At 69.6% G+C, this 25334-nt stretch carries 24 protein-coding genes; 12 read left to right on the forward strand and 12 right to left on the reverse strand.

From position 1 onward, the window contains the following. The first annotated feature begins 42 nt into the window (after positions 1-42). The gene (locus tag O7614_RS21655; protein WP_278140307.1) at positions 43-2022 is read left to right on the forward strand and encodes an acyl-CoA dehydrogenase; all 1980 of its coding nucleotides are present in this window, start codon (positions 43-45) and stop codon (positions 2020-2022) included. A 50-nt stretch (positions 2023-2072) separates the two neighbouring features. Here the strand turns inward: O7614_RS21655 and O7614_RS21660 are convergent, their stop codons facing one another. The 4 genes from O7614_RS21660 to O7614_RS21675 form a co-directional block, all read right to left on the reverse strand. Then, on the reverse strand, positions 2073-3539 hold the full coding sequence (locus tag O7614_RS21660; RefSeq protein WP_278142328.1) for a metallophosphoesterase: 1467 nt from the start codon (positions 3537-3539) through the stop codon (positions 2073-2075). 129 nt (positions 3540-3668) lie between these two features. Further along, the gene (locus O7614_RS21665; protein WP_278140308.1) at positions 3669-4007 is read right to left on the reverse strand and encodes an STAS domain-containing protein; all 339 of its coding nucleotides are present in this window, start codon (positions 4005-4007) and stop codon (positions 3669-3671) included. A 127-nt stretch (positions 4008-4134) separates the two neighbouring features. Next, a complete protein-coding gene (locus tag O7614_RS21670; protein ID WP_278140309.1) occupies positions 4135-5193 on the reverse strand; it encodes a PP2C family protein-serine/threonine phosphatase in 1059 nt (352 codons plus the stop codon). 46 nt (positions 5194-5239) lie between these two features. Next, positions 5240-6031, reverse strand: a complete 792-nt coding sequence (locus O7614_RS21675) for a potassium channel family protein (RefSeq protein ID WP_278140310.1) — start codon at positions 6029-6031, stop codon at positions 5240-5242. Between the two features lie 48 nt (positions 6032-6079). Here O7614_RS21675 and O7614_RS21680 point away from each other — a divergent pair, with 48 nt between their 5' ends. The 3 genes from O7614_RS21680 to O7614_RS21690 all read left to right on the forward strand — a co-directional run bounded on the left by O7614_RS21680 (position 6080) and on the right by O7614_RS21690 (position 7873). Continuing rightward, complete coding sequence (locus O7614_RS21680; protein ID WP_278140311.1) at positions 6080-6628, forward strand: MarR family transcriptional regulator; 549 nt, start codon at positions 6080-6082, stop codon at positions 6626-6628. A 70-nt stretch (positions 6629-6698) separates the two neighbouring features. Then, positions 6699-7055: an STAS domain-containing protein gene (locus tag O7614_RS21685; protein WP_278140312.1), complete on the forward strand. Its 357-nt coding sequence runs from the start codon at positions 6699-6701 to the stop codon at positions 7053-7055. A 14-nt stretch (positions 7056-7069) separates the two neighbouring features. Beyond that, complete coding sequence (locus tag O7614_RS21690; protein WP_278140313.1) at positions 7070-7873, forward strand: ATP-binding protein; 804 nt, start codon at positions 7070-7072, stop codon at positions 7871-7873. Here O7614_RS21690 and O7614_RS21695 read toward each other — a convergent pair. Continuing rightward, positions 7805-9052 (reverse strand): cation:proton antiporter, encoded by a 1248-nt coding sequence (locus tag O7614_RS21695; RefSeq protein ID WP_278140314.1) that lies wholly within the window; start codon positions 9050-9052, stop codon positions 7805-7807. The two genes, O7614_RS21690 and O7614_RS21695, sit on opposite strands and share 69 nt — an antisense overlap. A gap of 363 nt (positions 9053-9415) precedes the next feature. Beyond that, entirely contained in the window at positions 9416-11245 is a 1830-nt protein-coding gene (locus tag O7614_RS21700) for a serine/threonine-protein kinase (RefSeq protein ID WP_278140315.1), read from the reverse strand. Positions 11246-11488: 243 nt separating this feature from the next. On the opposite strand from O7614_RS21700, the gene O7614_RS21705 reads away from it, so the two are divergent. The 3 genes from O7614_RS21705 (at position 11489) to O7614_RS21715 (ending at position 14384) form a co-directional block, all read left to right on the forward strand. Then, entirely contained in the window at positions 11489-11920 is a 432-nt protein-coding gene (locus tag O7614_RS21705) for a hypothetical protein (protein WP_278140316.1), read from the forward strand. A 92-nt stretch (positions 11921-12012) separates the two neighbouring features. Next, complete coding sequence (locus O7614_RS21710) at positions 12013-13317, forward strand: low temperature requirement protein A (protein WP_278140317.1); 1305 nt, start codon at positions 12013-12015, stop codon at positions 13315-13317. 137 nt (positions 13318-13454) lie between these two features. Then, positions 13455-14384: a mechanosensitive ion channel family protein gene (locus O7614_RS21715; protein ID WP_278140318.1), complete on the forward strand. Its 930-nt coding sequence runs from the start codon at positions 13455-13457 to the stop codon at positions 14382-14384. 172 nt (positions 14385-14556) lie between these two features. Here the strand turns inward: O7614_RS21715 and O7614_RS21720 are convergent, their stop codons facing one another. The 3 genes from O7614_RS21720 to O7614_RS21730 form a co-directional block, all read right to left on the reverse strand. Continuing rightward, entirely contained in the window at positions 14557-15759 is a 1203-nt protein-coding gene (locus O7614_RS21720; protein ID WP_278140319.1) for a low temperature requirement protein A, read from the reverse strand. A gap of 365 nt (positions 15760-16124) precedes the next feature. Beyond that, positions 16125-16727 (reverse strand): response regulator transcription factor, encoded by a 603-nt coding sequence (locus O7614_RS21725; RefSeq protein ID WP_278140320.1) that lies wholly within the window; start codon positions 16725-16727, stop codon positions 16125-16127. Continuing rightward, positions 16724-17878 carry a histidine kinase gene (locus O7614_RS21730; protein WP_278140321.1) on the reverse strand — a complete coding sequence of 385 codons (1155 nt, stop codon included), beginning with the start codon at positions 17876-17878 and terminating at the stop codon, positions 16724-16726. Before O7614_RS21730 ends, O7614_RS21725 begins: the two co-directional genes overlap by 4 nt. A 107-nt stretch (positions 17879-17985) precedes the next feature. Between O7614_RS21730 and O7614_RS21735 the strand changes: the two genes are divergently transcribed. From O7614_RS21735 to O7614_RS21755, 5 genes are all read left to right on the forward strand, one after another. Continuing rightward, positions 17986-18867, forward strand: a complete 882-nt coding sequence (locus O7614_RS21735; RefSeq protein ID WP_278140322.1) for an ABC transporter ATP-binding protein — start codon at positions 17986-17988, stop codon at positions 18865-18867. A 26-nt stretch (positions 18868-18893) separates the two neighbouring features. After that, on the forward strand, positions 18894-19613 hold the full coding sequence (locus O7614_RS21740) for a hypothetical protein (protein WP_278140323.1): 720 nt from the start codon (positions 18894-18896) through the stop codon (positions 19611-19613). Next, the gene (locus O7614_RS21745) at positions 19610-20290 is read left to right on the forward strand and encodes a GPP34 family phosphoprotein (RefSeq protein ID WP_278140324.1); all 681 of its coding nucleotides are present in this window, start codon (positions 19610-19612) and stop codon (positions 20288-20290) included. Before O7614_RS21740 ends, O7614_RS21745 begins: the two co-directional genes overlap by 4 nt. 252 nt (positions 20291-20542) lie before the next feature. After that, complete coding sequence (locus O7614_RS21750) at positions 20543-20923, forward strand: nuclear transport factor 2 family protein (RefSeq protein ID WP_278140325.1); 381 nt, start codon at positions 20543-20545, stop codon at positions 20921-20923. Positions 20924-21607: 684 nt separating this feature from the next. After that, the gene (locus O7614_RS21755) at positions 21608-22933 is read left to right on the forward strand and encodes a hypothetical protein (protein WP_278140326.1); all 1326 of its coding nucleotides are present in this window, start codon (positions 21608-21610) and stop codon (positions 22931-22933) included. Positions 22934-22981: 48 nt separating this feature from the next. Here O7614_RS21755 and O7614_RS21760 read toward each other — a convergent pair whose 3' ends face one another. The 3 genes from O7614_RS21760 to O7614_RS21770 form a co-directional block, all read right to left on the reverse strand. Then, entirely contained in the window at positions 22982-23833 is an 852-nt protein-coding gene (locus O7614_RS21760) for an alpha/beta hydrolase (RefSeq protein ID WP_278140327.1), read from the reverse strand. A 19-nt stretch (positions 23834-23852) separates the two neighbouring features. Next, positions 23853-24422, reverse strand: coding sequence for a DJ-1/PfpI family protein (locus O7614_RS21765; RefSeq protein WP_278140328.1), 570 nt, complete (start codon positions 24420-24422; stop codon positions 23853-23855). Positions 24423-24509: 87 nt separating this feature from the next. Beyond that, a complete protein-coding gene (locus O7614_RS21770; RefSeq protein ID WP_278140329.1) occupies positions 24510-25253 on the reverse strand; it encodes a GntR family transcriptional regulator in 744 nt (247 codons plus the stop codon). Positions 25254-25334: the final 81 nt, after the last annotated feature.

A 25334-nucleotide genomic window follows, 5' to 3' on the forward strand; every position in this document is an offset into this window, starting at 1 on the left:
GGGCGCGGCCCGCACCATTTGCCCGTCAGTTGAGGGGGGACCATGGCCGATCAGATCGACCTCGCTCGCCTGCGTGAAGTGCTCGACGGACCGTGGGCGACAGTCCGCAACGCGCACCGGAAGCACCTCGACGCGCGTTTCCTCCCGGTGTACGGCGAGACCGGTGACCAGGCACGGGAGCGGATCACCCGGTTGCTCACCGAACTCCCCGCCGAGTTGGGGATCGCGTCGGCCTTCCCCACCGAGTACGGCGGCAGCTCCGACGTCGGCGGCTCGATCATCGCCAGCGAGATGCTGGCCCAGGTCGACCTGTCGCTGATGGTCAAGGCGGGCGTGCAGTGGGGCCTGTTCGGCGGCGCGGTCGCCGCCCTCGGCACCCGACGGCACCACGAGGCCTATCTGCGGGACATCATCTCCGGCACTGTCTTCGGCTGCTTCGCGATGACCGAGACCGGTCACGGCTCCGACGTCCAACAGCTGCGCACCACCTGCACGTACGACCCGCAGACGCAAACCTTCGACCTGCACACGCCACACGAGGCGGCCCGGAAGGACTACATCGGCAACGCCGCCCGGGACGGTCGGATGGCGGTGGTGTTCGCGCAGCTGATCACCGCCGGACGTCGGCACGGCGTACACGCGTGGCTGGTGCCGATCCGCGACGCGCAGGGCAACCCACTGCCCGGCGTGAGCATCGGTGACGCCGGGCCCAAGGCCGGCCTGCTCGGCGTGGACAACGGGCGGCTCACCTTCGACCACGTACAGGTGCCGCGGGACATGCTGCTGGACCGCTACGGTCAGGTCGCACAGGACGGCACGTACTCCAGCCCGATCGAGAACGACTCCCGGCGCTTCTTCACCATGCTCGGCACCCTGGTCCGCGGCCGGGTGAGCGTGGGCGGCGCCGCGTCGGCGGCCACGAAGTCGGCGCTGACCATCGCGGTGCGCTACGGCGACATCCGCCGGCAGTTCGGCACGCCCGACGCGGAGCGGGAGGTACTGCTCAACGACTACCTGGCTCACCAGCGCAAGCTGCTGCCCGCCCTGGCCACCACGTACGCGCTGCACTTCGCCCAGACGGAGCTGGTCGCCGCGCTCGACGAGGTGCAGGGCGGTGCCGGGCCGGTCGACGAACACCGGCAACGGGAACTGGAGTCCCGGGCCGCCGGTCTCAAGGCCGCGCAGACCTGGCACGCGACCCGCACCATCCAGATGTGCCGCGAGGCGTGCGGCGGCGCCGGCTACCTCGCCGAGAACCGCCTACCCAGCCTCAAGGCCGACACCGACGTCTTCACCACCTTCGAGGGCGACAACACGGTGCTGCTGCAACTGGTGGCCAAGGGGCTGCTCACCGGCCACCGGGACGCCTTCGGCTCGCTGGACGGCTGGGGGCGCGCCTCATTCGTCGCCGAGCAGGTCCGCGAGATGGTGCTCGAACGCACCGCCGCACGCTCGCTCATCGAGCGGCTGATCAGCGCCGTGCCCGGTCGCGACGAGGAGGTCGCCGTCACCGATCGCGGCTGGCAGCTCAAGGCCTTCGAGGACCGCGAGAGGCACCTCCTCGACGGCGCGGTCCGCCGGCTGCGCAACGGCGCGGCCACCAAGGAGGACCGGCCCTTCGACATCTTCAACGACGTCCAGGACCACGTCCTGACCGTCGCCGCCGCGCACATCGACCGGGTCACCCTGGAGGCGTTCGTCGCCGGCATCGAAGACACCGCCGATCCGGCGGTCCGGGCGCTGCTCTCCCGCGTCTGCGACCTGTACGCGCTCAGCGTCATCGAGGCCAACAGGGGATGGTTCCTGGAGCACGGCCGGCTCACACCGGCCCGCTCGAAGGCGGTCACCGGCGTCGTGAACGGATTGCTCAAGGAGCTACGCCCGCACATGCGGACGCTCGTCGACGGCTTCGCCATCCCGGACTCGTGGCTGCACGCCGCGATCCTGCGGGAGGAACCCCGCCGGCAGGAGACCACGACCACCCACGACGCCGCCGGTGATCCGCAGGCAGTCCCCGCGTAGGAAGCACTACTCCTGCGCCGCTGGCGTCGGGGACGTTGTTCAGCAGCTGGCTAGTTGCCGGCCGGGGTCGCGGACGGCGCAGCCGGGTTCACTGGTGTTGTGTCGTCGACCACCTTGCGGTTGAGGCTCACCTGCGCGGTGCCGGCGCCGCCGACCTGAATGTCGTCGTACGCCTGGAGCCGGTGATCCGCGCCGAGGTAGAGCACCGACATGACCAGCGGCATCGGTTCGTCACCTTCGAGTCCGCGCAACCCCGCCCCGCCAGTGGAGCCCTGCACTGCCAGCCGGGTGGTGACCGGGCCGGTTGGCGGGAGCGTCGTCACCTTTCGCTGGTGCGTGTGGCCGGCCAGGACGAGCGGCGTGGCACCGTTGAGCGCGGTCGCCGATGCGGGGTCGTGCACCAGTGCGATGTCCACCGGTGCGCCCAGCGAGCGGATCGTCGCGGCGAGCTGGGCGCCCGTGCTCTCGACGGTCGCCGCTGGTTCCTCCCAGGGCCCCGCCTCGGTCTCCTGCTTGTCGGGCGTGAACCGGGGGTCGCCGATGCCGGCGATCGTCACTCCGGCGATCGTCGTGACGGAGTCGTCCAGGACGACCGCGTTCGGCTGGCTGGCCACCGCCGCGGCGGTTCGGGGTGAGTCGTGGTTGCCCCGGATGTAGACGTAGGGCGCGTCGAGCTGGCCGATCATGGACACGTACGAGGTCTCGGGTTCGCTGCCCCAGTCGGTGATGTCTCCGGTGTCGATGACGAGGTCGATGTCGTACTGCTCGACCACGGTTCTGATCATTGGCCAGGCAGCGGGATTCAGGTGCAGGTCCGAGACGTGCAGGATCCGGGTGGTGTCCGGTGCTGCCTGGTAGATCGGCAGGGTCGACACGGTCGTGTACAGCTCGCCGACGTTGCCGACGAGGCGTTGGAGTTGCTCGGCGTAGCGGTTGTAGTCATCGGCGATCCGTTGCGCGTCACCGATCAGCGCCGGGGCGTTGACCAGCAGGCCCTCGTATCGGGGTTCGGCCAGCGCCTGCGGTCGTACCGTCAGGGCGGCCGTGCCGAGGGTGCCGCCGGTGACCAGTAGCGCGAGACCGCCCGACCAGGCCACGTGGCGCACGGATCGAAACGTCAGCCCCGCGAGCAGCATGGACGCGAGGACCGACACGCCGAGCGTACGAAGTCCGAGGCGGGCCAGGGCGTCCCGGAGGTCCTCAGGTGCAGTGGCACCGGCGTGGGCGAGGCCTGCGGGGTTGTCGAGCAGAGCCTCGGTGCGTCGCTGGTCGAGTGAGTCGAGGCGGACGGTCAGTCGCGCCGGGCCGTCGTGGCTGTCGAGGAAGAGCGACCCCAACGGGGGTATGGCGATCTCTGTGCCGCCGTCCGTCGACGGGGTCAGCTGGAAGACGACCCGGAAGGGCCCGACGTCACTGGCGCCTCTGGCACCGAGGAGGGTGCCGATCGTGATGCCGGCGGCGGTGATGGCGACCAGCGCGACCGCCGCCAGGACACGGCGTGTCCACGGCGAGCGCATGATCTGACGCGGCCGAGCGGCCGCGTGCCGGAGGCGTTCGACCAGGGCGGTGCGACGCGGAGCCGCGGCGTCCGGGGGCGGAGTCACGAGAGGATCCGATCTGTGGGATAGCCGAGGGGACGGCGGGGGTCAGTTCGAGGTGGCGGCCTGGTCTTCGGCCCCTCCGCTCAACAGGCCGAGCAGTCCGGCGGCGAAGAGCTGACGCCGGACGACATGCGCGAGGTTCTCCAGCCGCAGGATGCCGCCCCGCACGGCGACGGCGCGTTGGCACGCCACGAGCGTTCCCATACCGGTGGAGTCGATGAAGGTGAGACCGACGACATCGAGGATGACGTCTCGCACCGCGTCGGACGCCAACGCCGCAATGACCGCGTCGTGTACGAATCCGCTCGTCGCGAGGTCCATCTCCCCGGCCAGCCGGATACGGGTGACGGGCCCCACCTGCACCGTGTCGACTGTCAACTCCACGCACGACTCCTAACCGTGGCAGTGGCAGGTGAAACATGCATGGATGCAATGAACTGTCTTCGCGGACCAGCGTATCCACTGATGGGAGCCGCGTACAAGATCGCCAAGCGCGGGGCGGCTTCGTCGCTCACCGGACCGTGGGCCGGCGCTCGGCCAGCAGAAGGGCGATGTCGTCGTGTGGTTCGCCGCCCACGTGCCGGTGCACGGCGTCCCAGACCGCGTCGAGGCACCTGTCCACCGACGGCTCGGCCAGACACACCCGCAACGCCGGCATCGGGAAGAAGCGCCGTTCGCTGTCACGTGCCTCGAGCAGGCCGTCGGTGAGCATCAGCAGCCGGTCACCGACGGCCCAACGGACCACGTTCTCCGGTGTCCGAGGCCCACCCAGACCCAATGGTCGATCCGGCGGAGACACCGTCAGCTCCTTCAGCTCTCCGGAGGAGTCCCGCAGGATCGGCGCGGGGTGACCGCAGTTGACGGTCCGGATCTCGCCCCCGCGTAGCTCGACCAGAACGGCGGTGACGAACGTCGCGCCCCGGGCGGCAGGCGGCTCCCGAGCCACGAGATCATCCAGGTCGCGCGCCACCTGTGTCAGGTCGGGCCGGACGATCGCCGACTGCCGGAACGCCCCCGCCACCGCCGAGGCCAGCCGCACTGCGGCAAGTCCCTTGCCGCAGACGTCACCGACGATGATCCGCAGCCGGTCCTGGTCGGCCACCACCTCGTACAGGTCACCGCCCACGCCAGCCTCCTCGTAGGCCGAGACATACCGGGCGGCCAGCTGCACCCCCGCGGCATGCCGCGGCGGTTGGCGCAGGATCGCGGCCTGTGTGATCCGCACGATCTCGGCCATCCGGCGCAGACGCTCCTCCCGTCCCGTTCGAGCCCGCGCGACGTACACCGCCATCAGGCTGACCGTGATGACCACCGCCACCCGGAGCAGGTGGTCGAGACTGCCGAGCATCCCGCTGGGTAGCCCGGCGCCCACTGCTGCCGTGGTCGCGGTGGCCGACACCACGGCGGTGCGGCGCGGGCTTTCGACGGCGGCGGCGAACAGCGGGGCGAGGGCCAGAAAGCCGATGAGTACGGCATGGGTGCCCGCCACGACGTCGACCAGCAGGACCATGGCGATGAATCCGACGGCCAGCCGCACCCCGAGCCAGCGAGTCCACCTGCCCGGTGCCACGTCGGCGACGGAGGCACGGTTGGGCGGCTCCCTGCCCTCGCTGCGCTCAACCGGAGGGCTGGGCCGCATGGCTCCGCCGATCCGGATCGTCGCCCGTCGGCGATGCCTCTGGATCGAGCTGTCGACGTAGCGCCTCGATCTCCGCGCGCAGGGTGGCGATGTCATCGGCGGTCGCCGCCGCGGTGCCGCCCGTTTGGGAGACCCGATCCACGATCCAGGTTGCCAGTGAGCCGGTGACGAAACCGATCAGGCCGATCCCGCCGATCATGAGCCCCAGGGCGACGAACCGACCCGTCCCGGTGACCGGGTAGTGATCACCGTAGCCGACGGTCGTGATGGTCACCGTCGCCCACCACAGGGCGTCGTCGAACGACACGATGTTGCTGTCGGCCGCGGACCGCTCGGCGTCCAGCACCGCCAGCGCGGATACCAGCACCAGCAGCATGGTGGTGGCACCCACGTAGACGGCGAGCCGGCCACGTGCCCACGACTCCGCGCGTCTGCTCAGGCTCAGCACCACGGTGATCAGCCGCAGGGCACGCAGCGGGCGCAGGACGGGGAGCACCAGAACTGCGAGGTCGAAGAGGTGGTCCCGCAGGAAACGCCGCCGGGCTCTGGTCAGGCTCAGCCGCGCCAGGAAGTCGACCCAGAACGTCAGCCAGATGAGGACAGTCGTCGCCTCGCACACCCGGAGCCAGGATTCCGCCAGGTCGGGCCACAGGATCGGTGCCGCGTAGACCACGAGAAACAGAACCGACAGGGCGGTCAGCGGGAGTGCGGTGAGCCGCTCCCAGCGCGCGGCCCGATTCGCGGGAAGCGCTTCGGTCCTCACCTGCATGAACGGCCCACCCATCGATTATGCGTGCACCCGTGCAATCATTTCCGGGTGAAACTGTACGTGGAAGGCGGCACCGCGTCGACCGCAGCTGACGATCAACTGGTCGACGGCCTGTCTGCGCTGGCCCGCACCCTGGTGGGAATCACCGCCCGAACCCTGGGGTCGGTGGCCGCCGAGGTCACCCTGCCGCAGTACCGGACACTGGTCATTCTCGCGTCACGCGCACCGCTGCGCACCGTGGATCTGGCGTCCCTGTTGGGCGTGCACCCGTCGACGGCGACGAGAACGTGCAATCGCCTGGTACGCCGGGAATTGGTGGTCCGCCGTCAACAACCCGACGACCGGCGGGTCGCCTGGTTGAGCCTCACCGAGGGCGGCAAGACGCTCGTGGGCGATGTGATGCGACGCCGCACCGCCGAAATCCGACGTCTGCTGAACGTCGCCGACTCCGGACGCCAGCGGACGCCCGCCGAGCTGATCAATGCTCTGGTGATCGCCGCCGGAGAGCCGACGGAGGAGCTGTGGTGGCGGCACTGGGAACAGTCAGCGTCGGCTCGTGACGACGGGAGTCACCGAACAGGTACCGTTCAACCCTGACGTTACCTGCAGTCATGCAGGTATCTTGGCTTACCTTGACGGCGTCGGCTCAGGGAGGTGGCAGAGGCCCGTGTTCAGCATCCGGTCCTCCGGCGCGGGGCTCGCGCCGCGGACCCTCCACCTCTCCGGGGAACTGGACATGGCCGTCTCCGGCCATCTACGCGAAGCGGTCGCGCGCACACTCGCGGAGACCTCGACGCAGTGGCTGATTGTCGATCTTCAGCACACCACACTGATCGACTCCGGTGCAGTAAAGGAGTTCGTCGACGTGCACCGGCTCGCCGCCCGGCAGGGACGGGTCCTGATCCTGCGCAACGCCAACGGCATCGTCGCCGAGGTGCTCAGGGTGACCGGGGTGGCGACCACGCTCGGGCTTCCCGCCAACCGGCCGACCGGCACGATCTACGGTTCGCCGACCGGCAGATGATTGCCGTGCCACGAATGAGATGGACCATCCTGCGCGACTTCGAGCGTGGTAGCACCCGGATCACCCTCGCCGGCGGCCTCACCCCAGAAGTGGAACCACACCTTGCGGCCCTGCTGCGCGCGGGTTCCCTGGACGCCCCGCTGACCCTCGTGGTCGACCTCGACACGATCACGACGTCGGACGTCGCCCCGATCGGCACGTTCCTCGCCCGGTGGGCCACCGACCGCCGCTCCGACGGACCGGAGCTGAAGCTGTCGGCCAATCCGCTGACTCCCCCGGGACGCCTGCTCCGCGCCACACTCGGTCAGCACGCGATCCTCGGGAGGGCTCTGCTCGAACACCCCGCCAAAAGTGCACCGGTCTCTCCGTACCGCGCGCACCTGCGACTGCCCGCCGACGCGCAGTCGCCCGCCGCGGCCCGCAGGCTCGTCGCCCGGCAGTGTCATGCCTGGGGCTGGCAGGCGGTGGCCGACCGAGCGATGGTCATCGCGTCGGAACTGGTCAGCAACGCCGTCCAACACGCCGGCACCGACATGGACATCACCGTCTCCGGCGCGGCCGGCTCGCTGAGGATCAGCGTCCGGGACCGCGAGGGCGAAACACCCGACTCCGCCACCCCGACCCTCCCTCGCCAGGTCACCGAAGGTGGTCGCGGCCTGCCGATCATCGCCGCCCTCACCACCAACTGGGGCTTCTTCCCCTTCGGCGACGGCAAGACCGTCTGGGCCGCGATCGACGGCCCCAACGGATCAACCGTCAGCGGACGCGCTGTCCCGATCTCGCCGGCCGCGCCGCAACGGCCGATGGACCCGGTGTAGCACGCCGAACCAGGCGGGCGCCTCGCGCGACTCGTCGAACGCTCGCGCTATCACCACGTCGGTCGACGAGTGCAGCAAGATGGAGATCACGATTGTCAGGGCCACGAGGTGGAACACCTCGTCGCCGGCGGCAATACCAGACTCCAGGACCAGCAGCCCGTAGACGACGGAGGCGAAGCCCTTCGGCCCGAACCACATCGCCGCGGCCTGTTCCCGGACACCGAGCCCGGAGCGCAGGAACGAGATCCACAACGCGACCGGGCGGGCCACGAAGATGGCCAGCACCGCGAATGCCCAGCCGGCCCACGAGATCTCGCCCAGGAACCGCACCGAGATCAGCGCGCCGAAGACCAGCAGTGCGGCGAGTTTCAGCAGCTCGGCGATGTTCTCCCCGAAATGCTCGAAGGCAGCCCGTTCCCTCGGCCCGAAGGTGGCCACGGTGATCCCGGCGGCGAACGCCGCCAGGAACAGATTTCCATGCGTGATCTTGCCCAATGCCAATACCAGCAACCCGATCGCCACCCCGTTGAGCGGCGCGTACGCGGCGGACGCCGCAAGCCAACGGGTCCGCTCCAGAACGATTGCCAGCAGTGGCACCAGCACACCAATGAGCAGGCCCATCGCAAGTTCGCTGGCAATCTTTCCCAGGTGCAGGTCGTCCGAGCCGGCGGCCAGAGCCAGCAGCAGCACCACGAACGGGAGGGCCAGCCCGTCGTTGACGCCGGACTCCACGTTGAGTAGATGCCGTAGGCGGGCCGGTACCTTGTCATTACCCACCAGCGCCGCCGCGAACACCGGGTCGGTGGGGGCCAGGATCGCGCCGATCAGCAGCGCCTCCGGCCAGCCCAGGCCAGCCACGAAGTGGGCCAACAGCGCCGTGATCAGCAGGGTGAGTGGCAGGCCCCAACCCAGCGCCCGGCCGGGTAGCCGCCATGCCGAACGCAGATCCGCCCACCCGACCCGCATCCCATCGGTGAACAGCACCGCGAACAGGGCGAGCTCCGCGAGCTGCGCCACGATGGGGGAACCGGAGTGCAGGTGCAGCAGCCCGGTGGTGTCCTCGCCGAGGATGAACCCGGCAACCAGGAACAGCGCCGCAGTGGACAGGATGGTGCGGTGAGCCAGCGCCGAGAGCAGCACCGCCACCAGGAGGACAACGGAAAACGACAACAACAGCATCGGTCACGCTCCACAGATGTGTGTCATCACGATGCCGACCAGACCTCGCGGCGCCCACTGAACCCGAACGATCATAGCGTCGGGGGTGCGCGGCCCCGAGTGACCATCAGGGAGCGGTGTCAGCACCCGTGGGCTCATCTGGCCCGCGGGGTCGAGCGCGTCGTCAAGGCTGCTGGCGTTCCAAGCTCGTCGCGAGGGGTGACGCTGACGCTTCCGTCCGATTCCAGCACACTGTGACCAGCGCAGCGAGGTCCCCGGCGCCGTGACTGCGGGCCGCCTGCCGGATCTCACTGTCCGCGACCCGCGCCCTCCGCAAGGCGGCGTGCCGCAACCGGCCGTCGCGCAACGGCGGGCGAGGGCAGGTCACTGCCCCAGGGGCGTGGCCGAAGGCGTGCCGGCGGCGCTCGGCGTGCTGGGTGTCCCACCAGGTCGAGGGCTCGTGGTAGGACCGTCGTCCGGCGACGGCGAGCCGGTGTTCGACGACGGACCGGTGGACGGCGACGGATCCGTAGACGGCGACGGATCCGTAGACGGCGACGGATCGGTGCTCGGTGACGGATCGGTGGACGGCGAGGGCGTGGTCGTCACCTCGGGGTCCGTCGTCGGCGACGGGCTGACCGGAGAGCCGTCGCTCGGGTCCGGCACCGGTGTGCGCGAGCCGCTGTCGCCCGGAACCGTCGGTGACTCCGTCTTGGCAGTGGGTTGGGAGTCGGTCGTCGCACCGGTCGCCCGGCTCCCCGGCGCGGCGGCGGGGGCGGTTGGCGCACCGGTTTCCACAGCGGGTGGCGCGACCTGACTGATCACCCGATCGCACGGAAGACCGTTGACCAGGAAAGCGGACGGAGCCTTCAGGATGCCGCCCTCGGCCGTGCCCCGAAGGTCCGCCGACAAAGCGGCCCCGGGTGCCAACTGGGTTACCGAGGTGAGGGCCACCCGGCTGCGGTCCTGATCCCAGGGAGTGCCCTCGGTGACGAGGCGCTGGCCGGGAGGGAGTGCGAACGTGAGTGACCAGTCGCGCAGCCACTCCCCGCCGGTGTTGGTGACGGTCAGGTCGGCCCGAAAGGTGCCGTCAAGCAGATGATGTGCCGTGTATCGGGCGGTGCACTCGCGGGGTCGAGCATCGGCGGCACCGACGTCGGCGCCAGCGACATCGCTGTCCGTGGTGGGGTCGAGCACTGTGCGCCCGGGCAGCTGACCGACGAGTATCGCGGCGAGCACCACCGCCGGCACTCCGACGGCGACTCGGGAGCGGAGCCGGCGCGGGCGCGCGGGGTCGGTCGAGCCCCCTGTTGCGCGGGGTTTCCGCCCGTCGGAGGCTTGGGCTTCTGCACCGCCGGAGAGCTGCCGGGTCGATCCGACGGTTGCCGGCAGGTCACCGACCGGGCCCGCCGGCCGCAGCGCCACCTCACTACCGCTCGCCGCGCCGAGGACGGCTGCCACCTCGGCGGCCCCGGGTCGGCGGTCCGCGTCTGTCGCGAGGCAACGTCGCACCAGATCGGCTACCTCGGCCGGCATCTCGGGAACGGACGGAAGCTCGACACCGTCGCGGCCGCGCCGCAGGTCGGTGGGGCTCTGCGCGTTGATACACCCGAGCAGCACCAGCCCCAGGGCGAAGATGTCGCCGGCCGGTGCCGCCGCGGCGCCGGCCGCCTGTTCCGGAGCGAGGTATGCCGGCGTACCCCAGATCAGTCCCGTCTGGTCGGCGGGCTCCTGACCGACCCCCGCCGCGATGCCCAGGTCGACGACCTTGATCCCGCGCGGGCCGAGCATCACGTTGGCGGGTTTGACGTCCCGATGGACGAGGCCGTGCGCATGCGCGGCGGCGAGGGCGTCCGCCACCGCGGCGCCGGTCCGGGCTGCCTCGGACCACGCCATCGGTCCCGAGCGGCGGAGGCGGGCGGCGAGGGTCTCGCCGTCGACGAACTCCAGAACGAGGAAGGGCACCCGCCTCCGGCCCTGCCGCTGCTCGCCGTAGTCGAACACGCCGGCAATGTGCGGATGGTCGAGCCTCGCCGCGGCAAGCGCCTCGGTACGCAGCCGCTCGCGTGCCGCCGGATCGTCCAGCAGGTCCGGCGAGAGCATCTTCACGGCGACCGTGCGCTGTAGCCGCAGGTCGAACCCGCGCCAGACCACCGCCATTCCGCCCTGACCGACCTGTTCGTCGAGCCGGTAGCGGTGCTGCAGAAGTCGCATGTGTTCGTCTTCCCGGTCGTCGTGCGACATCGGCGCAGGCGCGCGGCGGTCGTTGCCGCCCCGGCCGCGCCGACGTCCCCTCAACGCCCGGCCCTACCCCACCCGGTGTGGCCAAAACCCCTGTTCAACGGACCGAGTCAGGGCCGGCGGAGATTGTCACACGACCGTCACGGTATCGCTGGTGTACTGCCATGTCCCCCGGGCAATTCTTTGATATCCGGCACGACGGAGAGGAGGAAGGCGATGCACACGTGGCACGGCCGGATGCGTCCGGCGCGGGCAACTCTCCCACTGCTGGTCCTGCTCACCGTGGGGTGCACTCACCCGTCCACGCCGCCGGAACCAAGTCCAGTTCCCGTGCCCACGACCCGGGCGGGCACGGTCGCCCGAGCCGAGGTGGGTGATCGGCTCACCGTGACCGCAACGGTCGAGCGGATCATCGGTGAGACCGCGTTCGTCGTACGCGACGCGGATCTGACCGACGGGACCCTGCTCGTGCTCACGGCGGGTCCGTCCGCGCCGGCTCCGCCACAGTTGGTCACCGTGGTGGGCACCGTGGTCTCGTTCGCTCACCGCGACCTCGCCAGCCGCTACCACCTGGGATCTCCGGGGCCGTACCGGGCCTTCGAAGGCGGGCGGGCGCTCGTCGCGCAGGAGTTGACGGTCTGGGACTGATCGCCCCGTGGTGAGGTGCTGCGGTCGGGCACCAACCGTGCGAACTGGCTTGATGCAGCCCCGGTACGTCGTACGACTGCGAGACTGCCAGTGTGGTCGGCGAGCGTGGGCGGCGGTGGGTGCGGCCGGGCGCTCCCGGCTCCCGGAGCAGCCGGCTGGAACTCTTCTATGACCTGGTCTTCGTCTTCGCGTTCCTGAACGTCACCACGCTGGCGGCGAAGGAGCTGGACGCGTCGACGCTCCTGAGCGGCCTGGTGGTGCTGGGCCTGCTCTGGTGGTGCTGGACGAGCTTCACCTTCCTCGGCAACCTGGTCCGTGCCGACTACGGAATCGTCCCGCTGATCGGGTTCGCCACCATGGTCGGCGTGTTCCTGCTCGCCCTGACGGTGCCGCAGGCGTTCGTGGACGCGCCGGGCGGGCTTTTCGGGCCTGCGGTCTTCGCCTTCTCCTACTTCTTCGTCCGCATGCTGCAGGTGACAACCTTCTCCCAGATCGCCGGACGCCTCACTTCGCCCAAGCGCCCACCGCTGCTGCTGCTCGGTCTTCCGGTGCTGGTCAGCTCCCTACTGATCATGATTGCTGCGTTCGTGCCGCAAAGACTCACGCACGGCGCCGGCATCGAGATCATCCGGATCGCGCTGTGGTCGGCAGCCCTGGCTGTGGAGTACGTCGCCGGCGCCCTCATCGCGGTGAACCGGTGGACGCTGGTATCCGCCGGACACCTCGCCGAACGGCACAGCCAGATCCTGCTGATCGCGCTCGGCGAGTCGGTGCTGGCCCTGGGCCTGGGGCCGGGCATCGGGCCCAGCCTGCCGATCACCTGGCCGGTCGTGGTGGCCTCCATCCTCGGCATCATGGTGATCGCAGCCCTCTGGTGGACGCACTTCGACCTGCTGGCACCAGCCGTCGAACAGGCGCTGCACGGTACCCGCGACGCCTCCCGAGGCCGGCTTGTGCGCGACGTCTACACCTACCTGCACCTACCACTGGTGCTCGGGATCATGACCTTCTCACTCGGCCTGAAACGGCTCCTGGTCGACATCTCTTCTCCCACGGTGCCGGCCGGACGCGACACCCTCGGCCCGGCGGATCTCTACGTCCTCTATGGAGGAGTGGCGCTCTACCTCCTGGCGTCGGTCGCCGTCACGTTGCGTACCTTTCGACGGGTGCGGTTCCCGAAAGTCGCGGCCGCGGCTCTGGTGATCGTCCTGGCACCCGCGGCGGACCGAGTGCAGGCGCTCGTCGCACTCGCTCTGCTCACCGCGATCACACTGACACTGGTGGCGCTCGAACTGGCCAACGGGCGGGAGGCGCGGCTACGGGTGCACGCGTCGGAGGACGGCGAGCAGGAAGCCCTCGAAGCGGAAGCGAGCAGGTGGAGGCAGCGTCACCTCTGATCCGGCCGTCACGATCTTCACACCGGTCCACCCCGCACCCGCGTTTCCGAGAATCCGCTGACGACGGCTGCCTATGGTGAAGCAGACGCGACAGCAACGCACCGACCGGTCGCCGCCGAGGACGATGGGCAAGCAGCATGGAGCGGTTCCTGGAGGCACTCTGGGACACGAACAGCGTAAGCGGTCGCCTCGTGACCAGCGTCGTCCTGATCGCGCTGGCCTTCGTCATCGCCGCCCTGGCCGGACGCCTGTCGACGCTGCGGGTGAAAGACACCACCAACCGCTACTACCTGCGCAAGACGACGCACTACCTGACCGTGGTGGTGTTGCTGTTCGCGCTGGCACTGCTGTGGAAGCCGTTCGCCGGGCGGATCGGCCTGGTCGTCGGACTGGTCGGCGTCGGTCTCGCGCTGGCGCTGCAAGAGGTCATCGGCGCCTTCGCCGGATGGATCAGCATCATCACCGGCCGACAGTTCCGCGTCGGTGACCGAATCCAGATGTGCGACGTACGCGGCGACGTCCTCGAAATCACGCCGCTTCGGACCCGCCTCCTGGAGAGCGGCTCGTCCACCGACCCGGAATCGTGGATCCGTGGCCGCCAGTACACCGGCCGGGTTGTCTCACTGTCGAACCGCTTCGTGTTCTGCACGCCGGTCTACAACAGCAGCATGGTGCTGGACCACCTGTGGGAGGAACTGACCCTGCCCATCCCCTACGAGGCCGACTGGCACCTCGCGGAGAGCATCCTGTGCGAGGAAGCGCAGAACATCTCCTCGACGGCCGAAGCGCGCAGCGCCATCGACGCGATGCGCCACCGCTACCCCACCGCCGAGGCGGAGGTCGATCCCCGTGTGTTCGTCCGCGCCACCTCGAACTGGATCGAGCTGTCGGCACGGTTCGTGGTGCCGGTACGCGGCGCCCGTCAGGTCAAGGACCAGGTCACCCGGCGGGTGCTGGATCGCTTTGCCGAAAGCGGCATCCGGGTGGCCTCGGAAACCCAGGACGTCACCATCCACACACCCCACCCGATGAAATCGGCCACCGCCACCTCAGCCGACCTCCGGTAGCGGTCGCCGACGGTCCTCGCCGTCAGCGACCGGAGACCGACGACCGCCGCGCGTACCGGCGACGAACGGGCTGACGGCGGTGGAGCTGCAGTTGGACCTTCCCTTCGGAGAGGTCGTGCCCAGCGGCCCCGCCGGCGCACTTTCGACTCGTCTCCCGCCAGCAAGCTGCCGCTCACGGTTTGGAATTGGGCGGGTGCGGCCGTTCGGGCGGTTTCCCCCTGGCGTGGACGGCATCGGTAGCGGCGATGCCGGCGAGGACGACGACGGCGGTGCCGGCCACAGCCAGCGGCGGGAGGAGGATCATGAGTGGTGACGCGCCGGCAAGCGTCAGAGCGCCGATGATCCGCGAGTGGGACACCCGGTCGAATACGGCGTGTTCCACCAGGGCTCGCCCGATCAGAAACAGCATTGGTCCGCCGAGGATGACGGGAATCCAGGGCCCGTTGGTGCGCCCGAACGGGTGTTCGATCACCAGTTCGTATCCGACCGCGACGGCGACGATGCCGACCACCATGAGCACGTGAGCGAGGTATGCCTCGCGGATGAGACGGGAGGGCTCCGCGGCGGCTCTGATGGCTTCGGGCAACAGTTGGCCCGCCCTGAAGAGGTAGACGCGAAACAGCAGCACAGTTGTGATGAATGCGACCGCGAAGGCTGCTGCGGCTCCGCCGTGCTGGATTGAGGTGTCGCTGAAGGCCGAGCCGGTCGTCAGGATCAGTTCACCGAGTGCGATGATGAAGAATTGTCGGTAACGCTCAGACAGGTACTCGGCCAGGACGGGCCACTGCCGTTGGGTGGCGCGCGACCACGGCGCGGGATACAGCAGCAGCAGTGCCGCGTAGTCGATGGCAATCGCAAGGGTCCAGAGCAGGCTTCGGGCCAGATCCGTCACGATCGCCCCGGTGATCCACGGCACGGCCGACAGCGTGAACCAGAAGAACACCCCGGCCGCTCGGAGCTGAGCCTCGTGACCGCGCAGCATCGGCACGATGACCAGCCCACGAATGATGTGGACCGCCACGTACGCGCCCGCGAAGACCAAGCCTCTGTCACCGAAGGCGCGCGGCACCGCGACTGCCATCACCAGCGCGCCGAGCATGGCCGTGTAGACCAGCAGTTGGAGCTGCGGCCGCTGTGGATCATAGAGGTCGGTGACCCACGCCGTGACGAACCACAGCACCAGGAAAGCCAGCAGCAACAGCAGCGTCTCGCCGGCCTCGACGAGGACGATCCGCCGTTCGGTAAGCTCATCGACCATTCGGTGTGAGACCCGATTGAGGGCAAAGACGAAGACCAGGTCGAAGAAGAGTTCCAGAAGACTCGGCCGCTGCGGTTGCCCCGGTTTTCGAAGCAGCGCTGCTGCCCGTGTCGACATCGGCCGCCCATTTCTGCCGGCTTCGCCTATCCGGGTATTGGTACCACGCCCGGCGGTTCGCCGAGTCGATACCGAAAGAACGTCGGCATGACCGCGCCTCGGCACCACGGATCGGCGTGACGACGCGGGCGGCCACTTCGACCCACCGCGCTCGTGGTCGCGGTCCGGTTGCAGAATGACGGCGTACGCGGTTCTCCGCGTCGGTGAGCGTCCGCGGGGGCCTTCACCATCGCGGCCGTACGGCGCACCTGGATCAGCTCGCCGCCGGTGGTGTTGCCCTGCGGTCACCAGGCGGTGTCTCGTAAGAACCCTGGTCGCTCGGCCGTGTTCGGTGGTCGTACAGGGCTACGACCGGCCGGAGCCCGCTACAGCCAGTCGTGTTCGCGGGCGTAGCGGGCCGCTTCGTGGCGGGTCCGGGTCTGGGTCTTGCGCATCGCGTTGGAGAGGTAGTTGCGGACGGTGCCCGGGGCGAGGTAGAGCCGAGCGGCGATGTCGGCGACCGAGTAGCCCTCGCCGGTGACCCGCAGGACGTCGGCTTCGCGGTCGGTGAGGGGGGAGTCCTCGGTGACGGCGAGGGCGGACACCTCCGGGTCGATCCAGCGTTTCCCCGCGTGCAGGGTGGCGATGACCGAGGTGATGTGGGCCGGCTCGGCGGACTTGCTGACGAAGCCCTGGACGCCGAGCTTCAGCGCCTTGCGCAGCACGCCGGGGCGGGCGTGCCGGGTCAGCATCAGGATCACCTGCTCCGGTCGCTCGCGGCGGATCTCGGCGACCGCGCCCAGGCCGTCGACACCCGGCATTTCCAGGTCGATGACCAGCACGTCGGGCCGGTGCCGCAGGGTGGCCTCGACCGCGCTCCGGCCGTCCTGCGCCTCGGCGAGAACGGTGATGTCGCCCTCCAGCGGCAGCAGGGCGGCCAAAGCCGTGCGCAACAGCGCCTCGTCGTCGGCGAGCACGATGGTGGTCATCGGCCGTCCTTACCGGTAACCGTCGGGGCCGAGTCGGCCCGAGCGGGTGGGAAGACCGCTGCGGTCAGGAACCGCCCGTCGGTCTGTTCCACGGTCAGCTCACCTCCGTCGCCCGCCACTCGCTGCCTGAGTGCCGCCAGTCCTCTGAGCTCGGGGGGCGCGGTGCCGGTCACACCGTCGTTGACGATGGTGATACCCGACGCGGCGAGGGTGATCTGCACCTGGGTGGCCTGCGCGTGGCGCAGGATGTTCGTGGTCGTCTCCCGCAGCACCTGCCCGAGCAGTTCACTGGCGCGGGCGTCGACCTCGGCCTCCCGGGTCACCCGGACCCGGATGCTGGCAGCCTCGAACAGGTTCTTCGCGTTCTCGATCTCCGCGGTGAGGTTGAGCCGCCGTTGCGCGTAGGCGAGTTCCTTGGTCTGCGCGATGGTATCGCTGACCAGCGCGTACGTCTCCCGCAGTTCCTTCTCCGCGCGGGCGGAGTCACGGAGCAACAGTCGCTGGGCAAGGGCGATCTTCAACTTGACCACGTGCAGGGTGTGGCCCTGGATGTCGTGCAGGTCGCTGGCGAACCGCACGCGCTCCCGGACCACGGCCAGCTCCGCCTCACGTTCCCGGGTCTGTTCGAGCTCCCGGATGAGGTCGTAGAACCGCTCGCCCACCATCGTCAGGACCGTCACGACGACGGTGAGGACGGTCGGAATGAGAACGTAGGTGAACAGGACCTCACCGACGTCGTTCCGCTGCACCAACAGCCGCGCCGAGCCCACGGCCGCGACGTAGACGAACAGCCCGACCACCGCCAGCTTCCGGTGCCGCCGGACCTCGCGCAGGGCGAGCGAACCCACCGCGCAGAACCCCCAGTAGGCGTTGGGGCTGCCGACCACCAGGACCCCCAGTGGCCACACCGCCCCGGCCACGACCAGGCACGGCAGTGCCACCCGCCGCAGGTCGTTGGCCGTCCACCGTTCGAAGGCCAGCACCCCCGCCACGGCCCCCGGGGCCAGGACGACGACGTGCCACCAGGTACTCGAGTCGGTGTAGAGCAGGAACACCGCGGCGAGCACCACCGGCGGCAGCGAGGTGGCGAGGTTGAGCCGGCGCAGTCTCCCCTGCGTCGACTCGGTGAAGCGCGGCGATCTCGCGGTCACCACACCAGTATCGGGCAGCAAGGGATCACGACCAGTGACACCACGTCACATGCGATGGTGACGTGGCGCCACTGACGGGCCGGCCGGGTCCGCGCTGTCATTGGCGCATGTCCACCACACCTGTCATCGAAGTCGAACGGCTGAACCTCACCTACGGCGACTTCCACGCCGTGAAGGACCTTTCCTTCGAGGTACGGCCGGGAGAGCTCTACGCGCTGCTGGGCACCAACGGAGCCGGGAAGACCTCGACCCTGGAAGTTGTCGAGGGACACCGGAAGCCGACCTCGGGCGCGGTACGCGTCTTCGGACACAGCCCCGACGACCGGCGAGCGGTACGTCCCCGAATGGGAGTCATGCTCCAGGAGGGCGGTTTCTCCCCGGATCTCACCGTCCGTGAGTCCGTCGGTCTGGTCGGCCGGCTCACCCGACGCGCCGACGACGTCGACCGGGTGCTCGATCTGGTCGACCTCACCGGCCGGGCCGGGCGCAAGGTGGCGCAGCTGTCCGGCGGGGAGAAGCGGCGACTGGACTTCGCCACCGCGGTCTACGGCACTCCGGAGCTGATCTTCCTGGACGAGCCGACCACCGGCCTCGACATCCAGTCCCGCGACGCCGTCTGGGCGACCGTGGACCGGCTGCGGGAGGACGGCGCGACCATCGTGCTCACCACGCACTACCTGGAGGAGGCACAACAGCGCGCCGACCGGATCGGGCTCATGCACGAGGGGATCCTCCACCGCGAGGGCACCGTCTCCGAGCTGACCCGCACCCTCCCCGGCGTGATCCGCTTCTCCCTTGCCGCGCCGGTTCCGCCGCTACCGCTGCAGGCGGTCGTCGACGCCGACGGGAAGGCCACTGTCGAGTCCTTCGAACTGCAGAAGGACCTGCACCTCCTGCTCGGCTGGGCGCACGACCACGCCGTGGAACTGCGCGACCTGACAGCGGGACCGACCCGGCTCGACGACGTGTTCCGCGCCATCAACAGTTGATTCGTTCTTCCGCAAGGAGCGTCACCGTGTTGTCCATCGCGTCCAGCGAACTGATCCAGATCTTCCGCAACCGGCTGGTGCTGATCACCAGCCTCATCATCCCGGCGGCGGTGTCCGCGTTCTTCGTCCGTCAGCACGAGACCTACGCCGCCCTCGGCAGCCTCGGCTACATCGCCGCGATCGTCATGGTCACCGTGGCCGCGTTCGGGCTCTACGCCACGGCGGTCACCACCCTGGCCTCCCGGCGGCAGAATCTCTTCCTCAAGCGGCTGCGCTCCACCGCCGAGAGCGACGCCGGCATCCTCGCCGGCCTCCTGCTGCCCGTACTCCTCCTCACAGTGGTCCAGGTGACAGCGATCCTGACCGCCCTGGCCGTGGTCGCCGGCGGACCGGCAAACGTCTCCCTGCTGGTGGTGGCGGTCGTCGCGACCGTCGCCATGATGATCGGCCTGGCGCTGGCAACGGCCGGGCTGACGAACTCCCCCGAACACGCCCAGGTCACCACCCTGCCCGTTACCCTCGGTGTGATCGCCGTGACCACCTGGGTGGGCATCTCCGGCACCGAGAACCTCGCCTGGCTCAAGCGGCTGCTGCCCGGTGGAGCGGCCACCGAACTGACCATGAACGCCTGGAACGGCGGCGTCGCCGTGATCGACTCCCTGCTCCTGCTCGCGCCCACGCTCGGCTGGGTCGCCATCGCTGTCGCCCTGGCCACCCGACTCTTCCGCTGGGAGCCCCGCCGATGAGCACCGAAGCCCGGTCGGACGCCCCGACCCTCGTGGAAGATCTCCTCCTGCTCCTGTTCCAACCCGCATCCGGGACCATCGCCGGCGAGAACACCCTGTTCTACGTCCTGGGCGGAGCCGTCCTCGCGGACCTCGCCCTCGGTGAGCACCTGACCACGACGGACCGGGGGCGGGTCAGCAGCGTGGCGGCTCACCCGCCGTCGGACAGCCTCCTGCGCCCGGCGTGGGACTACCTCGCCGAGAAACCGAGGGGGGTGCAGACCGCCCTGGCGGCGATCGGTCCCAACCTGCGCAAGCCGGTTCTGGAGCGGCTCATCGCACGAGGCGACATCGACCAGGAACCCCGTAAGGTGCTCGGCCTGTTCCGGACGACGGCCCTGCGCGACGGCCGGACCGAACGACGGGCCCGCCTGCTCGCCGACGTTCGGCGGGTCCTCGTGGACGGTGCGCAGCCGCAGGCCCGGGTCGCCGCGCTCGCGGCGCTGCTCTCGGCCAGCGGGACCCTCCCGCAGTTCCACCGCGAGATCCCGTGGACCTCACCGGTGATCAGGCGAGCCAAGGAACTCGAGCAGGGCGACTGGGGCGCCGACGCCGCGGCGGCAGCCGTGACCCGCACCGTGACGGCCACCGTCGTCAACAGCGCCGTCGTGGCCATCTCCGTGCTTCCGCGAAGCTAGGACGCCTGTCGAAGTCCTCGGTCGCGCCGAAGCGGAGTCCAGGCGACGACGAGCGCTACCGCACACCTTCGCGGCGTACACCCACTATCGCCTGCTGACACCAGACCCACCGTCCCGTGCGACGGCGCTGGCTCCGGCTTCCGGCACGCCGCCCACAACAGCCGCCTCACCGCCGAAGTCCAGCGGGCGGCGCGAACCGGCACCCGCCAGTGAAGGCCCCACCCGGTACCTACGATCCTGGAGAGCATACGAATGAACGATCGAGAGCATGCCACTCGTGCCGATGTCCTACGGCGCATGGAGACGGCGATGAACAGCCACGACCTGGACGCACTCGCCGACTCCTTCGCCGAGGACTTCCACTCCGAACTGCCGATCCACCCCGGACGCTCCTTCACCGGCCGCGAACAGATGCGCAAGAACTGGGCCTTCTTGTTCGCACACGTGCCCGACCTGGCTGCACGGGTCCTGCAGTCGGTCAGCGACGGCAACCAGGTGTGGAGCGAGTGGAAAATCCACGGCACCACGGTCGACGGCAACCGGTACCTGTCGCGCGGCGTGACCATCATGCGGTTGCACGAGGACCGGATCGCCTCGGTGCGGTTCTACCTCGACGACGTCGACCCGGACTGACCGCCCGGGCGAGGGTTCGCGGGATCGGACCGGCTCCGCGACCGCATCCCCGGCGCGGTGGTCGATTCAACACCGGCCGTCACCCATCCCCCTGGTTCGCGGGGCGGCTGATCGCCTTCGACGACGCTCAGGCGCGGCGTCAGGAAGCCCACCACCGACGCCGCCGCCGCGTCGCTCAGCGCCCAGGCTTGTCTCTATCGGGGGTACGCCGTCTGGTCAACCTCGCCATCCGGATGCTCCCGGTCGCGGGCGCTCCCGTGGACCCCGTACGTGCCGGGCGATCATGGTCATCGAGCCGGACAGGCCGGTCGTCACCGGCCTACCCGGGCCAGCCCAGGAAAACCACCCTCGACCCGATCGCAAGGGCTTATTCTCATGCGGTAGGCACCCAATCCGGAGGATCTTCACTTTCCGCCCCGCGGCGGAAGCCGCCTGCTCAGGTCCCGGGGCGTGGTGACGTCGCCCGGTACCTGTCGCGTCGGCGTAGCCGGTCAACCACGCCGCGCTGGCGCTCCGATCCGGATCCGGTCCACGACCTGGCCAGGCACGACGGCACCTCGTGCCGGCGACCGGACCGTGCCGGTGGCGCTCGACCGGGATGACGCGACGGGCAACGTCAATGCTGGTCGGGCAGGGCACGCCCTTGCGGGGCCGGTTTCGAGAACCCACGACGACGGGAGCAGGATGACCAGGCGCCCCTTCGAACCACGCCGACACCGTGGCCGCCTCGGGCGCGGACTCGCGGTCGTTCTGCTGCTGGCGGGGCTGCTGACCACCGTCGCCCCGGCGTGGGGCGCCGACGGTGGTCCGATCGGCACCGTCGAGGCGGCCTCCGACGGGGACGTGGTCGGTAGCCCCGCACCACTGCGCAACGTGCCCTCGGTGATCGCCGACGTGGCCGACGGCCAACTGATCGTCTACCGCATGCCCGGCATCCGGGGAAACCAGATCAACGCCACCGCCATGCTGTTCCTCCCCACGCAGGCGCCCCCGACCGGTGGTTGGCCACTCGTGGTCTGGGGGCACGGCACCGTCGGATGGGCCCCGGAGTGCGCGCCGAGCGTGCAACTCCAGGAGCACGGCAGATGGGTCGACGGGCCGAACGCCGCCCTGCTGGCGACCATCCTGAGAATGAACATTGCCGTGGTCGCCCCGGACTACGAAGGACTCGGCCCGGTGGCCGACGGTGTCCCGGAGGGGCACGGCTACTACGAGTTGTCCAGCGAGGGAAACTCGATGGTGTTCGCCGCGGTGGCCGCGCAGCGGCTCCTCGGCGACCGGCTGTCGGGTCAGTGGGTGCCGGCCGGATGGTCGGAAGGGGGCTTCGCCGCCCTGGCCGCGGCGTACTACTCCGACCGGGCCACCAGGGCGGATCCCGATCTGGAGTACCGCGGCACCATCACCCTCGCCCCGGTGCCGGACGTGCCCGCCATGAACCGGGTCCTGTGGAACGACATCGAGGAGGCCGCACGATCCGGACTCCCGCCGACGGAACACCAGATCGAACAGCTCGTCTTCGCCAACGCGGAGACCATCTACTTCACCAGGACCGCACGCTACGCGGGCTACGACATCGACCCCGCCGAGATCTACGGCCCCAACATGCTGCGGTTCTACAACGAGAACTGGCGCACCTGCCTGGACGACCTCAACGACCTGGTCAAGCAGGACATCCAGAACTACCTGGACGCGTCCCCGGCACACCGGCTGACCACCTATCCCGGCATCCGTGGCGACGCACCGAACTCACTCCCGGAGAACAGGCGGTTCTACGCGGAGAACCAGGGCAGGCTGGAGAACTCGACGCTGCCGGGGTCGATTCTCTGGCTGTACGGGACCGAGGACATCACCAGCCCCGCAACGGTCACCTACAACGTCGTCAACAAGATGCTGATCAACGACAACGACATCAACCTGGCCGTGCTCGAAGGGGCGGGCCACTACGACGTCCCCACCGTCGGCCGACCGCTGATCCAGGCCCGGTTGAAGCAGCTCTTCGGGATCACGTAGGGTCGTCCGCCGCTGGGCGAACCGCTCGTGTGCAATCGGCGGATCGCTCTACCCCGGAGGGCCGTGACTCGATCTCTCGTGGTGTTGCAACTCCCGGCCGAGGAAGCCCGACAGCAGCTGCCGAAACTCGTGCGGGTGCTCGATCGCCGGCACGTGCCCGCATCGACCGAGCACGTGCAGACGGACATCGGCCAGGTGTGCGAGCAGAGGCTGGGCCGCCGTCGCGAGCGGGGTGACCCGGTCCTCGGCACCGTGCACGAGCAGCACGGGCGCGCGGATCGCGGCCAGCGTCTGCGCCGAGAGGGTGAGCTCGTCGACCCATCGCGCCCTGGGTGCAGGGAACAACGACGCGAACGCGGCCGCGCCCGCTCGCATCGCAGCCGCACGGGCCTCGACGGCGGATTCGGTCACGAGCGCCTGGTCGAGGACGAGGCGACTCAACATGTCCCGGGCCCCGGGCGGGCCGGCGGGGGCAGCCCAGATCGCGTCGAGGTCGGCGGACAGCGGCGCCCCGGGGGCGCCCATCGTCGAGACCGCCACGACACGAGTGACCTGCTCGGGGCGCTCGGCCGCCAACGCCAGCGCCACGGCGCCGCCCATGGAGTGACCCACCACGGCGTAGTGCTCGATACCGAGAGCATCCATCACGCCGGCGGCCTGCTCCGTCCACAGCCGGAGCCCGCCCCGGGAGCCCGCCGGCACAGGTGTGCGGCCGAACCCGGCCTGGTCCGGAGCCACCAGATGCCAGGACGTGCCCAACGCCTGCGCCGTCGCTGCCCAGGCTCCGGACCCGGTCGTGCCGGGTCCGGAGCCGTGCAGCATCAGCACCGCGGGCCCGGTGCCGCCCTCCAGGATGTGGACGGGGGAACCGTCGACTGTGACGGTCCGAAGTGTCGTCACCGGGGCAGACCAGCTGCGCTCATGCCGACGCGGGGCTGACGGACTTCGAGAAGACCTCCATCATCGCCCTGCCGAACTGCGGCATGTCGGGCCATCCCCGGCAGGAGACGAGGTTGCCGTCGACGACGTCGGGGGCGTCGATGACCGTCGCGCCCGCGTTCTCCATGTCACCGGTGATCGGTGGGAAGCACGCCGTCTTGCGACCCTTCAGCAGCCCGTACACCGCTGGCACCTGCGCTCCGTGGCACACCAGTGCGATGGGGAGGTTGCTCGCGAAGAAGTGCTCGGTGATGCGCCTGACGTCGGCGTCGACCCGGATCCACTCGGGGGCGCGTCCCCCCGGGATGATGAGGGCGTCGTACCGCTCGACGTCGACGTCGGCCCAGGGCACGTCGACCGGCAGCTTCCGGCCGTTCTTCTCCACGTAGGCGTCGGAGTTGGGGTCGAACTCGTGGATGACCAGTTGCACGTCACGCATCGTCCGTGACGAGACGTCGACGTCCCAGCCGCCCTCCTGCACGCGGTAGTAGGGATACATGGTGTCGAGTTCCTCGGCGGCGTCGCCGGTCAGGAGCAGCGCTCTGGGCACCTGCTTCTCCTCGCGTCTGGGACGGGTGGTGGGGATCCAATCCGATCTGATCCGATCGCGTTAGCATCGCCCGACCCCGCTCGCCCGTCAAGCCTCCACCGCCATTCCATTCGCATCGGTGACTTCGTCGAACAATCGGCGGAAACGATCACCCGATCGCAGGATGTGCCGACGCATCGCGTAGGCGGCGGCGTCGGGGTCACGCGCGGCGATCGCGGCCACGACGTCCTCGTGTTCGGCCATCGCCAGATGGGTGACCTGGGTGTCGTGGTGCAGCCGGAAGAGGTGCACGTGGCTGTGCAGGCGAGCGAGCGCTTCCCGGATGACCTGGTTCTCCGCGCTCAGGGCGACGAGATCGTGGAAGGCGGCGTCGCGCAGCCCGAAGGCACCGTACGCCGTAGGCCCGTTGCCCCCCTCCAACTCCGCCATCTCCTCCAGCATTCGTCGCAGACCGGCCACCTGCTCGGAGGACGCGCGTTCGGCGGACCTGCGGGCCGCCGCCGGTTCGAGAAGCAGGCGGACCTCGAGCATGTCCTCGAAGCGGTGACGGGTGATCTGCGGGGGGATCCGGTAGCCGGCATGGGGCACACGCACGACCAGGCCCTCGGCTTCCATGCGGTTCAGGGCGTCTCGGATGGGCGTCTGCGAGACCCCCAGCTCTCGGGCCAGGACGTCGATCGTGACCCGGGAGCCGGGCTCGATCCGTAGCGACATCAGTTGCCCGAGCAGCGTGTCGTACACCTCGTCGGCGAGCCGGCCGCCAGCTCTTCCCGGCGGCATCCCGCCCGGCACGGCCCTACGCCCCCGCGTGGTAATCGCTTCGTCGTCCATCGTGACGTGAGGCCCTTCCTTGCGTCTTCGGGAACCTGTTGACATCAGTCACAACGCTGCGACATGCTGACGCCCCACTCG

Origin of the sequence: Micromonospora sp. WMMD961 (assembly GCF_029626145.1) — a bacterium.
GTDB lineage: Bacteria > Actinomycetota > Actinomycetes > Mycobacteriales > Micromonosporaceae > Micromonospora.

Coding starts and splice junctions, on each gene's coding strand:
- O7614_RS21655 (WP_278140307.1), top strand. CDS start 43: ATGGCCGATCAGATCGACCTCGCTCGCCTGCGTGAAGTGCTCGACGGA.
- O7614_RS21660 (WP_278142328.1), bottom strand. CDS start 3,539: ATGCGCTCGCCGTGGACACGCCGTGTCCTGGCGGCGGTCGCGCTGGTC.
- O7614_RS21675 (WP_278140310.1), bottom strand. CDS start 6,031: ATGCAGGTGAGGACCGAAGCGCTTCCCGCGAATCGGGCCGCGCGCTGG.
- O7614_RS21690 (WP_278140313.1), top strand. CDS start 7,070: ATGAGATGGACCATCCTGCGCGACTTCGAGCGTGGTAGCACCCGGATC.
- O7614_RS21695 (WP_278140314.1), bottom strand. CDS start 9,052: ATGCTGTTGTTGTCGTTTTCCGTTGTCCTCCTGGTGGCGGTGCTGCTC.
- O7614_RS21700 (WP_278140315.1), bottom strand. CDS start 11,245: ATGCGACTTCTGCAGCACCGCTACCGGCTCGACGAACAGGTCGGTCAG.
- O7614_RS21705 (WP_278140316.1), top strand. CDS start 11,489: ATGCACACGTGGCACGGCCGGATGCGTCCGGCGCGGGCAACTCTCCCA.
- O7614_RS21715 (WP_278140318.1), top strand. CDS start 13,455: ATGGAGCGGTTCCTGGAGGCACTCTGGGACACGAACAGCGTAAGCGGT.
- O7614_RS21720 (WP_278140319.1), bottom strand. CDS start 15,759: ATGTCGACACGGGCAGCAGCGCTGCTTCGAAAACCGGGGCAACCGCAG.
- O7614_RS21725 (WP_278140320.1), bottom strand. CDS start 16,727: ATGACCACCATCGTGCTCGCCGACGACGAGGCGCTGTTGCGCACGGCT.
- O7614_RS21735 (WP_278140322.1), top strand. CDS start 17,986: ATGTCCACCACACCTGTCATCGAAGTCGAACGGCTGAACCTCACCTAC.
- O7614_RS21745 (WP_278140324.1), top strand. CDS start 19,610: ATGAGCACCGAAGCCCGGTCGGACGCCCCGACCCTCGTGGAAGATCTC.
- O7614_RS21750 (WP_278140325.1), top strand. CDS start 20,543: ATGAACGATCGAGAGCATGCCACTCGTGCCGATGTCCTACGGCGCATG.
- O7614_RS21755 (WP_278140326.1), top strand. CDS start 21,608: ATGACCAGGCGCCCCTTCGAACCACGCCGACACCGTGGCCGCCTCGGG.
- O7614_RS21770 (WP_278140329.1), bottom strand. CDS start 25,253: ATGGACGACGAAGCGATTACCACGCGGGGGCGTAGGGCCGTGCCGGGC.